Annotated in this window: 12 protein-coding genes; 9 read left to right on the plus strand and 3 right to left on the minus strand. The window is 71.5% G+C overall.

Annotation, left to right across the window (positions count from 1 at the left end):
• Nucleotides 1-65: 65 nt before the first annotated feature.
• From AAFF41_RS15495 to AAFF41_RS15515, 5 genes are all read left to right on the plus strand, one after another.
• Nucleotides 66-650 carry a winged helix-turn-helix domain-containing protein gene (locus tag AAFF41_RS15495; protein WP_319743540.1) on the plus strand — a complete coding sequence of 195 codons (585 nt, stop codon included), beginning with the start codon at nucleotides 66-68 and terminating at the stop codon, nucleotides 648-650.
• 99 nt (nucleotides 651-749) lie between these two features.
• Complete coding sequence (locus AAFF41_RS15500) at nucleotides 750-1,742, plus strand: NAD-dependent epimerase/dehydratase family protein (RefSeq protein WP_319744479.1); 993 nt, start codon at nucleotides 750-752, stop codon at nucleotides 1,740-1,742.
• Nucleotides 1,743-2,068: 326 nt separating this feature from the next.
• Nucleotides 2,069-3,343 (plus strand): sensor histidine kinase, encoded by a 1,275-nt coding sequence (locus AAFF41_RS15505; protein WP_425526126.1) that lies wholly within the window; start codon nucleotides 2,069-2,071, stop codon nucleotides 3,341-3,343.
• On the plus strand, nucleotides 3,328-3,984 hold the full coding sequence (locus tag AAFF41_RS15510; RefSeq protein ID WP_319743542.1) for a response regulator transcription factor: 657 nt from the start codon (nucleotides 3,328-3,330) through the stop codon (nucleotides 3,982-3,984). The genes AAFF41_RS15505 and AAFF41_RS15510 overlap by 16 nt, the downstream gene beginning before the upstream one ends.
• A gap of 225 nt (nucleotides 3,985-4,209) precedes the next feature.
• Nucleotides 4,210-5,760, plus strand: coding sequence for a DUF1996 domain-containing protein (locus tag AAFF41_RS15515; protein WP_319743544.1), 1,551 nt, complete (start codon nucleotides 4,210-4,212; stop codon nucleotides 5,758-5,760).
• 114 nt (nucleotides 5,761-5,874) lie between these two features.
• Here the strand turns inward: AAFF41_RS15515 and AAFF41_RS15520 are convergent, their stop codons facing one another.
• On the minus strand, nucleotides 5,875-6,318 hold the full coding sequence (locus AAFF41_RS15520; RefSeq protein ID WP_343324084.1) for a hypothetical protein: 444 nt from the start codon (nucleotides 6,316-6,318) through the stop codon (nucleotides 5,875-5,877).
• Nucleotides 6,319-6,675: 357 nt separating this feature from the next.
• Between AAFF41_RS15520 and AAFF41_RS15525 the strand changes: the two genes are divergently transcribed.
• From AAFF41_RS15525 to AAFF41_RS15540, 4 genes are all read left to right on the plus strand, one after another.
• Nucleotides 6,676-8,592: a hypothetical protein gene (locus tag AAFF41_RS15525; protein WP_343324085.1), complete on the plus strand. Its 1,917-nt coding sequence runs from the start codon at nucleotides 6,676-6,678 to the stop codon at nucleotides 8,590-8,592.
• A gap of 100 nt (nucleotides 8,593-8,692) precedes the next feature.
• A complete protein-coding gene (locus AAFF41_RS15530; RefSeq protein WP_343324086.1) occupies nucleotides 8,693-9,601 on the plus strand; it encodes a metal-dependent hydrolase in 909 nt (302 codons plus the stop codon).
• On the plus strand, nucleotides 9,598-10,650 hold the full coding sequence (locus AAFF41_RS15535; RefSeq protein WP_343324087.1) for a PDR/VanB family oxidoreductase: 1,053 nt from the start codon (nucleotides 9,598-9,600) through the stop codon (nucleotides 10,648-10,650). The genes AAFF41_RS15530 and AAFF41_RS15535 overlap by 4 nt, the downstream gene beginning before the upstream one ends.
• Before the next feature lie 56 nt (nucleotides 10,651-10,706).
• On the plus strand, nucleotides 10,707-11,411 hold the full coding sequence (locus AAFF41_RS15540) for a TetR/AcrR family transcriptional regulator (protein WP_319743556.1): 705 nt from the start codon (nucleotides 10,707-10,709) through the stop codon (nucleotides 11,409-11,411).
• 3 nt (nucleotides 11,412-11,414) lie between these two features.
• Here AAFF41_RS15540 and AAFF41_RS15545 read toward each other — a convergent pair whose 3' ends face one another.
• Both AAFF41_RS15545 and AAFF41_RS15550 read right to left on the minus strand, forming a co-directional pair.
• Nucleotides 11,415-11,774 carry a 5-carboxymethyl-2-hydroxymuconate Delta-isomerase gene (locus tag AAFF41_RS15545; RefSeq protein WP_319743558.1) on the minus strand — a complete coding sequence of 120 codons (360 nt, stop codon included), beginning with the start codon at nucleotides 11,772-11,774 and terminating at the stop codon, nucleotides 11,415-11,417.
• Between the two features lie 27 nt (nucleotides 11,775-11,801).
• Nucleotides 11,802-13,421 carry a SpoIIE family protein phosphatase gene (locus AAFF41_RS15550; protein WP_343324088.1) on the minus strand — a complete coding sequence of 540 codons (1,620 nt, stop codon included), beginning with the start codon at nucleotides 13,419-13,421 and terminating at the stop codon, nucleotides 11,802-11,804.
• Between the last annotated feature and the right edge of the window lie 39 nt (nucleotides 13,422-13,460).

Consider the following 13,460-nt stretch of genomic DNA (forward strand, 5'->3'; position numbering starts at 1 on the left):
CCGACCACGAACTCGCGGTCGTCGACCTTCCCGACGAACTTCTCGCGCGAAAGAGCTGACCCCTCATGGCGACCACTCGTTCCTTCTCGTCCGTCGCGACCACCTCCGCACCGGCACCCGCCCCCGTCCCCGCGCGGCACCGACTCCGTGCCGTCCACCGGGACGAGGTGGTCGACGTCGCGGACTTCCTGCCGCCGGGCGCCACCTGGCTGCCCGCTCCCCCGCACACCCTGCCCGTACTCCCCGGCCAGCCGCCGATGATCGGCTACCTGGTCCTCGTACCGGCCGACCAGCAGCCCCTGCTGCCGGTCGCCGTCCCGGACTCCCCGGCCCCCACCGATGCCGCCGTGGGGGACGACCCGCTCGTCCGCATCGACGCCGTGCAGCGCACCGCCGAGGTCGACGGGCGGCCGCTCGACCTCACCTACCTGGAGTTCGAGCTGCTCGCCCACCTCGTCTCGCATCCGCACCGGGTGCACACCCGCGACCAGTTGGTCACCACCGTGTGGGGCTACGGGCACGTGGGCGACGGGCGGACCGTCGACGTCCACGTCGCGCGGTTGCGGCGCAAGCTGGGCGCGCGGCACCGGCAGGCGATCCAGACGGTACGGCGGGTGGGGTACAAGTACGCACCTCCGACGGGGCGTTGACCCGCCTCGCAGCTCAGGAACTCTTCTGTCAGCAGATTCCCGTTCCGTCCGGCGGACCGTGCGGGCAGAGTCCTCCGTATGACACCCAAGAAACTGCTGATGCTGGGCGGTACGGACTTCGCGGGGCGGGCCGTGGTGGAGGCGGCGCTCGGCCGTGACTGGGAGGTGACCGTCTTCCACCGCGGGCGGCGCGAGCCGCCCGCCGGGGCGCGGTCCTTGCTGGGTGACCGCACCGCCCCCGACGGGCTCGCGGCGCTCGCCGACGCGTCCACCGATGGTGCGTGGGATGTCGTCGTCGACACCTGGTCGGCGGCGCCGCGGGCCGTTCGCGACACGGCACGGCTGTTGGCCGACCGGGCCGGGCGGTATGTGTACGTGTCGAGCTGCTCGGTCTACGCGTGGGCTCCGCCCGCCGACTACGCCGAGGACGCGCCGCTCGTGGATGGGGCGTCCGAGGACGCGGAACAGACCGACTACGCGCAGGACAAACTGGGCGGCGAGCTGGCCGCCGTGTCCGCGTTCGGCGCGGAGCGCTCGTTGCTGGTGCGGTCCGGGCTGATCCTCGGACCGTACGAGAACATCGGGCGCCTGCCGTGGTGGTTGGCCCGGATCGCCCGGGGCGGTCCCGTACTCGCGCCCGGCCCGCGGTCCCTTCCCCTCCAGTACGTCGATGTGCGTGATCTCGCGGAGTGGATCCTCGGGGCGGCGGATGCGGGGGTGAGCGGGGCGTACAACTTGATGAGTCCGCAGGGGCATACGACGATGGGCGAGCTGCTCGACGCGTGCGTCCAGGTCACCGGGGCGCGGGCGGAACTGCGTTGGACCGAGCCTTCCGTGGTCCTCGACGCCGGGATTCAGCCGTGGACGCAGTTGCCGGTGTGGGTGCCGGTGGGATCCGACATGCATGACGCTCTTCATCGGGCGGACGTGTCCCGGGCGGTGGCGGCGGGACTGCGGTGCCGACCCGTCTCGGAAACGGTCGCGGACACGTGGACCTGGCTCCAGGGCATCGGCGGGGTGGCCCCCCAACGCCCGGACCGCCCCCCGGTGGGCCTCCCACCACACCTGGAGACAAAGGTACTCACCCAGTAGCGCCCTTGTCCCCGCCCCCGCCGCCCCTGCCCGTCCCCTCCGCACATGGGGGCTCCGCCCCCCGAACCCCCGTTCGGCCTGAACGACCCCGTCCTCGAACGCCGGACGGGCTGAGGCTCTCAGGGGCGCGGGGAACTGCGCGACCAGCCCCCACCGGCCGCAGCCGAAAGACCACCCCGCGGGCTCACTGGGCGGAGCCCCGGGAGGAGGGGACGGGCAAGGGGCGGCGGGGCGAGGAAAGGCCCGCCCCGGGGTGCACCTGGCACCACCCCCGTCCTGGTGCTCGGCCCAGTGACCCCGCGGGGCGGGTCGGTGAGACTGGCGGTATGGAGATGTGGAGCGGCAGGGGCATACGGACGCGCGGGCCGGAGGTACTGGTCGCCGGGAGACGAGGGCTGATGCTGGCCGTCGGGGGGTACACCGGCGCGGTTGTCCTCCTCGTACTGTCCGTCGTGTCGATCCTGCTCGTCCCGGTGGGGGTGGGGATCGTCACGACTCCGTGGGTCCTGACCGGCGTACGGGCCTTCGCGGACCGGCGACGGATCGTCGCCGCCGAGTGGTGCGGGATACGGATTCCGTCCACGTACCGGAGCCTGCCCACGGGCACGCCCCCGTGGACGCGCTGCTTCCGCATGCTGGGGGATCCGGCGACCTGGCGTGACCTCGGCTGGCTGGTGGTCGACATGACCGCCGGGTTCGTGACCGCGCTGCTGCCCGCCGCCCTCCTCTTCTACCCCCTGGAGGGCTTCGCCCTGGCGGCCGGCCTGTGGCGGGTCTTCACGGACGGCACGCACGTGGGGTGGTGGTACGGCTTCGTGCCGGTGTCGGGGCAGGGCACCGCCCTCCTCGCGGGGGCACTGGGCGCGGCGCTCCTCGTCGCCTCCTACGCCCTCTCCCCCGCCCTCCTTCGGGTCCATTTCCTCCTCACCCGCGCCGTCCTCGCCCCCGGCGACGGCGAACTCGCCGAGCGGGTCCGCGTCCTCACCGAGACCCGGCGCACCGCCGTGGACACCTCGGCGGCCGAACTCCGGCGTATCGAGAGGGACTTGCACGACGGGGCGCAGGCGCGACTGGTCGCCATGGGGATGGACCTGAGGACCGTCGACGTCCTCATCGAGAAGGACCCGGCCAAGGCCCGACAGCTGCTCGCCCAGGCCCGCCGGTCCTCCGCCGAGGCACTCACCGAGCTGCGCGACCTCGTACGGGGCATTCATCCCCCCGTGCTCGCCGAGCGTGGACTCGGCGACGCGGTAAGGGCGTTGGCGCTGCGGCTGCCTCTCGTGAGCGAGGTGGACGTCGACATGGACGGCCGTGCCGACGCGCCCGTCGAGTCCGCCGCGTACTTCGCCGTCAGCGAGGTACTGACCAACGCGGTCAAGCACTCCGGCGCCGAGCGCCTCTGGGTCGACCTCCAGCACAGGGACGGAACGCTCCGCATCACCGTCACCGACGACGGAGAGGGCGGCGCCCGGGTCGGCGCGGGCTCGGGCCTCACCGGCGTCGAGCGGCGGCTCGGTACATTCGACGGCGTCCTGGCCGTCAGCAGCCCCGCGGGCGGTCCCACCATGGTCACCATGGAGATCCCTTGCGCGTTGTCCTAGCCGAAGACCTGTTCCTGCTGCGCGACGGACTGGTCCGGATGCTCGAGGCGTACGACTTCGAGATCGCCGCCGCCGTCGAGAGCGGGCCCGAACTCGCCAGGGCGCTGGCCGAGTTGGCGCCGGACGTCGCCGTGGTCGACGTACGGCTGCCGCCCTCGCACACGGACGAGGGGCTGCAGTGCGCGCTCCAGGCCCGTCGGGAGCGGCCGGGGCTGCCGGTGCTCGTGCTCTCCCAGCACGTGGAGCAGCTGTACGCACGGGAGTTGCTCGCGGACGGCACGGGCGGGGTCGGTTATCTGCTCAAGGACCGGGTGTTCGACGCGGAGCAGTTCATCGACGCCGTACGGCGGGTCGCCGCGGGCGGGACCGCGATGGATCCGCAGGTCATTCAGCAGTTGCTGGCGCGGCGTTCACACACCGCGCAGCCCCTCGGGCGGCTGACACCACGTGAGCTGGAGGTGCTCGAACTGATGGCGCAGGGACGCTCGAACGCGGCGATCGCGGCCCAACTCGTGGTCACAGAACGGGCGATCGCCAAACACACCTCCAACATCTTCACCAAACTGGGGCTGGAGGTCTCCGACGACGACAACCGGCGCGTACTCGCCGTACTGGCCTATTTGGATCACGGCAGCCACTGAGGAAGAAGGACCCGCCGGCGCCGTTGAATATCATTCAAACCTGTTTTCCGAGATCAACTCCTCGAAAAACATGCGCTTCTGAGCCCATTGCGCCGGAAATGACCTCACGAACTTCTAAGATTTTCCAGGGTTTCTGAACGCCTCAGGAGTCACCTGCGTACTGATGGACGCCGCTTCACTCCTGTCGGGCGCCTCGCTGCCCCGCAAGGAAGTCAGAGGAGTTCCATGGGACGCAACACTCGCAAACGACGTTCGCCGCTGGCTGTTCGCGCCGTTGCCGCATCCGCGGCGCTCGCGATCGGTGGGGGCGGATTGATCTGGGCGAATTTCTACGCCTCGGCGCACGAGACCAACTCGAGCCCGAACACCACCAAGGCCGCCGCCGCCCAGGTCGCCACCATCTCCTGCCCCGATGTCGGGCAGAAACTGACCAGTGTGCCCGCCAACGCCAAGTCGAACATCGACACGGAGCTGGCCACGCTCGACAAGCAGATCACCGAGGCTTACGCCCGGCTGGCCTCGTCGCGTCAGGCTCAGGCCAATGACGCGGGCTTCGTCCAGAACGCGATCCTGTCGCCGCTCAAGGACAAGCGGACCGCGGTCATCGGCCGAATCAAGATCGACTTCACCCGGGTGGGCGCCGCCGCGCCGACCACGCTGGACGGTCTCGCCACCTGCACCGGCACCACCGCCGACCAGGCCCAGACCACCGCCGGTGGCCAGAACAACGGCCAGCAGAACAACGGGGGTCAGAACAACGGCCAGCAGAACAACGGTGGCCAGCAGAACAACGGCGGTGCCTCGGCCAGCGCGGCTCCGAGCGCGAGCGCGCCGGCCAACATCGGTGGCCAGGCCGGAAACGGTCCCGTCGCCGCCGACTTCGTCGACATCACGAAGGTCGCGGCGAACGTCCAGGGCAAGCCGCAGAAGGGCGCCAACGCCTCTCGGGGTACGTTCACCACCCAGTGCGGCGTGAACGCGAACAAGAACCACAACACCGACAACGTGATCGTGGCGCCCGGTGTGACCAACGGCGCGCACCACCTGCACGACTACGTCGGCAACCAGAAGGTCAACGCGTTCTCCAGCAACCAGACGTTCCTGCAGGGCGGGACCAGCTGCCAGAACAAGAACGACCTGTCCTCGTACTACTGGCCGGTGGTCCGTCTCCAGAACGGCACGCAGGACTTCGACCAGAACGCGGACGGTGGTGGCAAGGAAGGCAACGTCGGCAAGATCCTGACGCCCGTACAGGCGCAGATCAAGTACGTCGGCAGCCCGGCCAGCAAGGTCGTCGCGATGCCGCAGTTCCTGCGCATCATCACCGGTGACGCCAAGACCACCACCAACGGTCTGGCGAACGCCAACGCGCACTGGAGCTGCACCGGCTTCGAGAACAAGGTCCAGCTGACGACGCAGTACCCGATCTGCCCGCAGGGCAGCAACGTGGTCCGCACGTTCGCCTTCCAGAGCTGCTGGGACGGCCAGAACATCGACAGCGCCAACCACCGCACGCACGTGGCCTTCGCCGATCCGGCGAGCGGCGTCTGCGGCAACGGCTTCAAGGCGATCCCGCAGCTGACGATGCGCCTGGTCTACAAGATCGCGCCGCCGGTCCTCCAGAACGGCGTGGTGAAGAACGCGTACGCGGTGGACGGCTTCCCGGAGCAGCTCCACAAGTCGGCGACCGACCACGACGACTTCATCAGCGTCACCACCGGTGGCCTGGCGAACAAGATCGCCAACTGCATCAACACCGGTCAGCAGTGCAGGTAACAGCCCCTTCGCCGAAGGCAGTAGTCGCTTCACCGAAGAACTAGCAAGGCACTGAGAAGGCCGGTGGCGGGAGATCCCGCCACCGGCCTTCTGCGTGTGTGCCGTACGTGCGGCTCAGCCGCTGTGGGAATGCTGGTGGTGGTCGGTCCCGACCTCCATGTCACCGCCGAGCGTGCCGCGCAGCGCCGTGACCACCTTCTGGTCGGCGACGGCGACCCACTTCGCGCCGACGAGGTAGAACCCCCCGTAGTCCTTCGCGTCGTTGATCCATTCACGCTGGCCGCGGTCGGTGGCGAAGGTCGCGAGGACGAACTTGCCGTCGGTGTTCTTGCAGATCGCCTGACGGATCTCGTCGGCATCCGTCTGGATGTCCGGCTTGCACTTCACCTCGGCCGCCAGATCCTCCAGACTGCCGGTCGCGGTGGCCGGGACCCGGTCGGCCGAGTCGCTCTTGGTTCCTCCCCCGCCCGACCCGCCGCAGCCGGTCAGCGCCAGCAGGGCCGCGGCCGCGACGACCGCAAGGCCGTGCCCGCTCAGCGTTTCGCGTGTCAACCTCATACGTTCCTCCGGTGCCTGTCGGCGCCCACGCCGTCGAGAGCCCCGGCGAGGGCCCTGGCCTCCGATACGGCTGCGGCGCGCCCAGTGCTCAATCTCCCCCGTCACGGACGGACAGTTCAGTCGAACGTAAACCCACCGCGTCACGCCCTGGAGCGGAACCCGGCACACGCGTAGGCCCGTAGGCTCCGGAGTCGATCCACTCGCGCTACGGTCACGTTGTCCGATCAGCACAGCCGGCGGACCTACCGCCGGACGGGCGGAAAGTCATGCCTGTGCCGGACCCCGAGGCGGAACACGCCCCCTCCGGGCTTCCGGCCCCCGGGGTGACCATCCACCGATTCGCTCGTTTTGCTGAACGTGCAGTCACAGGATGTAGCCCAGCGCTCCGCAGCCTCCCCAGGACCGGTCGTCGACGTCGAGCAGGCCGAGGCCGCTCTCGTCGAGCACTACCCGCGGCTCGTCCGGCTCGCCTATCTGGTACTGCCGCCGAGTCTCGGCCGCAACCGACGAGTACTGACCGCGCACGCCCTCACCCAGCGCGCCCTGCCCCGGGGACGCACGACCGCCACCCTGATCCCGGCCCAGGCCACCGGCCGCGACGGCGACCCCGGCTACGCCCTCGTACGCCTCAAGGTCGTGCGTACGGCGCTGGAGGCCGGGGTGCCGCTGCGGCGCGCGGCCTGGCCCAGGCGGTCCCAACTGCCCCCGTTCCTGCCCCAGGTGTGGGGCCTGAGGCTCTTCCCGCACTCGGGCGGAGCCGACGAACTCGCCCTGGACCAGCGGCTGTCGGCCCTGTCCGGTCCCGCCCGCGCGGCGTACGTCCTGCGCGGCCTGGAGAAGCTGCCCGACCCCGACGTACGCAAGGTGCTGACGGCGGCGGGCGTCGACGACCCGGGCGCGGCGCTCAAGGAGGCGGGCGGTGTCGAGGCCAGGGACGCCCTGCTCCTGTCCCCCGAGTTCGACCCCTGTTCGCTGCACGCCCGGCCCACCGACCTGATGCGGCGCAGACAGCACATGAAGGCCGCGCTCGCCGCGGGCGTCGCGGCGGCCGTCTGCGGCGCGCTGCTCGCCCTGCCCAACGGCGGCTGGGGACCCGACGGCGCCGCCGCCCCGTCGTACGCGCAGAACCCGGCCGCCGAGGCCGCCCTCGACCCCGGGAAGGTGACGCGGGTCGCCCCGACGACGTGGCGGTCGTCCGCGCGCACCGACTTCTCCGTGTGGCCCGCGCGCGGCAACCTCGCCGGGGACAGCGCGCTGCTGCGCCGCGCGCTCGCCGTCTGGGCCCGGCCCGGCGAGTCCGTGCAGGTCTCGGCGACGCCCGGCACCCCCTCGGGTGCCCCGGCCGGACCGCCGCAGCTGCTGTACGCCGGTGACGTGGACCAGGCGCGCGTGGTGCTCTTCTACGACGGACTGCGCATCGCCCGGTACGCCGAGCCGCGCGCCGGCGCGGGCGGCGCGGCCCTCGACTTCGCCCGGGTCGACGGCGCGACCGGGGCCGAGGCGGAAGCGCTGGTCCTGGACCGGGCCGACGGCAACGTCCGCTATCTGACCGCCCCCTGGGTGACCAGGGCCGCCGAGCGCGACCTGATGAAGCCGGCCGCGGGCCCGACGCCCCTCACCCTCTCGGCCGAGGGTGTCAGCACGCCACTGGCTGGCCCCGCCCCGACCGGCACCTGCACCTCGTGGAACGTCATGGAGGTGACCGACACCTCGGGCCCGCACCTGCTGACCGATCTCGGCGAGCTGATCCCGGCCCATCTCACCTCGGGGCCGCCCGCGGCACCCCACGAGGCCGCGGGCCCGGCGGCGCTGCGGAACTGGGCGCCGTTCGCCTGCTCCCTGGCCGCCGTGCGCTCCCAGGGCGTGCGGTCCGTGAACGCCTGGCAGTACGCGCAGCAGCCGCTGCCCGACGCGAGCGGGCAGGCCGTCTGGGTGTGCACCCGGGCCGACACCTGGCGGGGCTACGGCACCCGGGTCCTGGCCCAGTTCCACACCCCGGGCGGAGCGTACGGTGCCATCGCGGCGAAGGCCGAGAACTCGCCCGCGTGCGGCAGCCGTGACCCCCATGTGCTCGCGGGCGTGCTGTGGAAGTCGAGCACGGGCGACTGGTACCTGCTCGCGGCGGGCAGCAAGGACACCGCCTCGATCAGTACGACGGGCAGGGTGAGCGGGTCGGCCCGGGGCGCGCTGCTCGCCGTACGGACGAAGCAGGGGGATCAGGCCGGGTTGAAGGGCACCCTGACGGACGGACGAACGGTCGACGGGCTGCGCTAGGTCCTGCCCGGCCCGGCCTCGGGTGGCACGACCGGCCTTCGCGTCAACAAGTGGGCGCACGGGGGTTCTCCCGGCACCTACCCGTCAGTACATTGACGGCATGTCTAACAAGCATGCCGCCCGGCTGCCCCGGCCGGTCGAGTCCGAGCGGATACCGCTCAAGGCGCGGAAGGTGTCGTTCTCCTGGGAGGACACACCGCTGCACTGGGTACCGGGGGAGCCGTTCGCCACCCACACGATGAACGTGCTGCACCTGTTGCTGCCGGCCGGTGAGCGCTGGTTCGTGCACGTGTACAAGCAGGTACTGCCCTACATCCGGGACGAGCGGTTGCGCGCGGACGTCATCGGGTTCATCGGGCAGGAGGCGATCCATGCGCAGGCCCACGACGAGGTACTCCCCCACCTCAGGGAACTCGGGCTCGACCCGACGCCGTACACCGCCCAGGTCGACTGGTTCTTCGAGAAGCTGCTCGGCGACCGCACCCTGCCGCCGGGCAGGGCCCGCAGGTGGTGGCTGATGGAGCGGGTCGCGATCATCGCGGCGATCGAGCACTACACCGCCTTCCTCGGCGACTGGATCCTGAACGCCGAGGAGTTGGACCGGCGCGGCGCCGATCCCACCATGCTGGACCTGATGCGCTGGCACGGCGCGGAGGAGGTCGAGCACCGGTCCGTGGCCTTCGAACTCTTCCTCCACGTCGACGGGAGCTACCGGCGCCGCGCCCGGACCTGGGCCACGGCCTTCACCGCCCTGGTCTTCCTGTGGCAGCGCGGGGCGCGGTTCTTCATGGAGAACGACCCGACCCTCACGGCGGGCAGGGCGAGCTTCAAGGACTTCTACCTGAGCGGGAAGCGGGGTGTACTGCCGTCGACCGGGGACATGCTCAAGTCCATTCCCCGCTATCTCAGCCGCACCTACCACCCCTCCCAGGAGGGGTCGACCGAGCAGGCGGTCGCCTATCTCGCCTCGTCACCGGCGGCGACGGCTGCCGAGAGGAGAGCCGGGTGACGCCCCGGCTGCGGACCGTCGTCGCCGTCGCCGGTGCGGCCCTGCTCGCCCGGCGGGCGCTGCGCCGCCGGATCGAGGTCTCGCCGCTGTGGCCGCTGCCCGCCCTCGAGGAGCCGATCTCCGGCCGGCCGCGCTCCCGGGCGCTGCGACTGCTGGTCACCCGGCACGAGCGGGTCGCCGACGGGGTCGTACAACTGCGTCTGGAGGGACACGGCCTGCCGCGCTGGGAGCCCGGCGCCCACCTCGACCTCGTCCTGCCCTCGGGTCTCGTACGGCAGTACTCGCTGTGCGGGGACCCGGAGGACACCTCGTCGTACACCGTCGCGACCCGGCTGGTCGAGGACGGGCGGGGCGGGTCGCGCGAGGTCCACGAACAGCTCCGGGAGGGCATGGAGGTCGAGGTGCGGGGGCCGCGCAACCGGTTCCCCCTCGCACCGGCGCCCGCGTATGTCTTCGTCGCGGGCGGCATCGGGATCACACCGATCCTGCCGATGCTGCGGGCGGTCCAGGACCGCGCGGAATGGCGGCTGCTGTACGGCGGCCGGACGCGCGCGTCGATGCCGTTCCTGGAGGAGATCGGGAAGCTGCGCGGCGGCCGGGTCACCGTCGTGGCCGAGGACGAGGACGGACGGCCCGATCTCGACGCGCTGTTCGCGGACGTGCCGGCGGGCGCGGCCGTCCACTGCTGTGGTCCCGAGGGGCTGATGGAGGCGGTCGGACGCCGACTCCCCGACGGTGCGGCGCTGCACCTGGAGCGGTTCACGCCGAGCACCTCCGCCGAGGGCAACGGTGCCTTCGAGGTCGAACTGCGCCGCAGCGGACGTACGGTGAGCGTCGCCGCCGACACCACCGTGCTCGCCGCCGTACGCACCGAACTGCCCGACACCGCCTACTCCTGCGAGCAGGGATTCTGCGGAACCTGCCAACAGCGGGTGCTGGAAGGGGAGATCGAGCACCGCGACGAACTGCTCACCGACACGGAGCGTGGTGACTCGATGCTGATCTGTGTTTCGCGGGCGCTCGGTGATCGCATCGTGTTGGACATGTGAACGACCATGGCCGGACCGGCCCATTCGGGGCCGGATCCGATCGGTAAGGTGTTCGTATGACAACCGGGGTACGCCGCAGGATGGGTGTCGAGGAGCGGCGGCAACAGTTGATCGGCGTCGCCCTCGACCTCTTCAGCCGACGCTCACCCGACGAGGTCTCGATCGACGAGATAGCCTCGGCCGCGGGTATCTCACGGCCGTTGGTCTACCACTACTTCCCCGGCAAAATCAGCCTGTACGAGGCGGCGTTGCAGCGCGCCTCGGACGATCTCGCGGGCCGCTTCGTGGAGCCGCACGAGGGCCCGCTGGGCTCGCGGCTGCTGCGGGTCATGCGCCGCTTCTTCGACTTCGTGGACGACCACGGCCCCGGTTTCTCGGCGTTGATGCGCGGCGGTCCCGCGGTCGGCTCCTCGAAGACCAACGCGCTCGTCGACGCGGTGCGGCAGGCCGCCTATGTCCAGATCCTGTCGCATCTGAAGGTCGAGGACCCGCCCGCCCGCCTGGAGCTGGTGATCCGCTCCTGGATCTCGCTCGTCGAGTCGACGGCGCTGATCTGGCTGGACGGGCGGCGGATTCCGCGCGGCGAGCTGGAGGTGCAGCTCGTGCAGGACTTCGCGGCGCTGGCGGCGGTGAGCGCCACGCACGACGAGGAACTGGGCGCGCTGCTGCGCCGGGCGCTCAAGGGCGACCCGGGCGACGGGCCGTTCACCGACCTCGCCGTCCGGTTGATCGCGCTGGCCTCGCCCCCGGCCGCCTCATAGCGGTTACTGCACGTACTTCCGGTACGACGGGTCGAGCTCGCGCACTTCGGCGGAGATGTGCAGCGTGCGCCCTTCGGTGGGCTCGACGTGCTTGCGCAGCAGCTCGAGGGTGGCCTCGGTGAGCTTCGCCTTGGTCTCCTCGGTGCGGCCGGCCAGCAGGGCGAGCGTGACATGCACGATGGCGTGCGCGTCCGGGTCCGTCTCCGCTCCCACCACCTCGTCCTCGGTGCGCAGCGTCCGCGTCTTGCACGCCTCGATCTTCGCGGCGGCGGTCTCGACGACCACCGGGTGCAGCGCGAGGGCGAAGGCGCGCCAGTCGACGTGGTCGAGAGCCGGGGAATGCTCGACGGTGATGTTCGGCATGGGCACTCCTGTTCTAGGGATTCCCGGTCACCCTAGCCGCAGCGCCAGCAGTGCGATGTCGTCCTCGCGGTCCCGGCCGAAGCAGTCGAGCAGGGTGTCGCAGAGGGCGTCCAGGCCGGGGAGGGCACCGCCGGCGGCGGCGCGGAGGTGCTCCATCGAGACGGCCAGATCGGTGCCCCGGGTCTCGATCAGGCCATCGGTGACCATGAGGAGTCGGTCGGTGGGTTCGAGGAACAGCTCCGTGGGCCGCGGGTGGGGCAGACCCACACCGAGCAGCGGGCCGGCGGCCTTGGAGTAGTCGGCGCCCCCGGTGTCCCGGATGATCAGCGGCGGGATGTGGCCGGCGTTGGCGATACGGGTGCGTCCGGTGGCGGGGTCGACCAGGACCAGGCAGACGGTCGTGGTGATGCCGGGGTGGTAGCGCTGGAGCATCCGGTCGAGGCGCTCGGCGAGCACGGCCGGGTCGCTCTCCTCGACGCTGTAGGCGCGCAGCGCGTGCCTGATCTCGACCATGACGGTGGCCGCCTCCAGCGAGTGCCCGACGACGTCGCCGACCGCGGTGAGCACGCCCTCGCCGGTGCGCAGGGCCGCGTAGAAGTCGCCGCCGATCTCGGTCTCCGCGGACGCGGGCACGTACCGGACCACGACGTCGACGCCCGGCAGTTCGGGCAGCCGGTGCGGCTGGGGCAGGAAGCTGTGCTGGAGGGTGAGGGCGACGTGCCGTTCGACCTGGTACATGAGCAGCGGTTCGGCGGCGAGCCCGGTGGCCTCGGCGAGCCGGGCCAGCAGGGCCTCGTCCTCGGGACTGACCCGGCGCACCCCGCGGGTGGGCGTGGCGAGGCACACCGAGGCCCGGCCTTCCTGGATGGGGATCAGCGCCAGGCGGGCGTCGTGCTGCACGCCCGGCCGGAAGAACCCGGCCGGCCACAGCGGCGCGGGCACCGTGGTGATCTGGACGCCCGACTGCCCCCGGGTGAGCCGTCGGAGCAGTCCGGCCACGGCCTGGTGGGCGCCCTCGTCGGGCATCGCGAGCGAGGTACGGTCCCGTGAGGTGCCGCGGTAGAGCTCGTCGTCCGGGCCGAGGACGAAGACGGCGGCGGGAGAGCCGGTGAGCCGGGCGGCGCCGTCGGCGGCGGCGCCGGCGAGTTCCTGCGGGGAGCGCGCCGTCTGGATGGCGACGACCGTCTCCGCCAGCCGGGTCAGCCGCCGTGCCAGCGCCTGGTCGTCGGCCCTGAGCCGGGCGGCGCGCACCGCGGCCCGGACCACCGCGTCGATCTCCTCCGGCTCGGCGGGCACCGTCAGATACGCCTCGCCGCCCACGTCGAGGCCTCGGCAGCGGTCACCCGCGTCCACGGCGGCGGCCGAGAAGTGCACGACGGGCAGGCCGGCCATGTGGGGCCGGGCCTTGAGCCGACGGCACAGTTCGAAGCCGCTCATGTCCGGCAGGTCCACATCGATGAGCGCCACGTCGGGCAGGGCGCCCTTGCGCAGCCGTACGTCGAGTTCGACGAGCGCCTCGGAGCCGCTGGCGACCGGGACGACCTGGTGACCGGCGCGGCGCAGCACGGCGCTCATGGCGTACCGACTGGCCGTCACATCGTCCACGACCAGCACGGTCGTGTCTGTCCGCTTGCCGTTGACGTCCATCTACCAGCCTTTGGACACACCGGTGGGGCAGACCGGGTT

Origin of the sequence: Streptomyces mirabilis, assembly GCF_039503195.1 — a bacterium.
GTDB classification, from domain to species: domain Bacteria; phylum Actinomycetota; class Actinomycetes; order Streptomycetales; family Streptomycetaceae; genus Streptomyces; species Streptomyces mirabilis_D.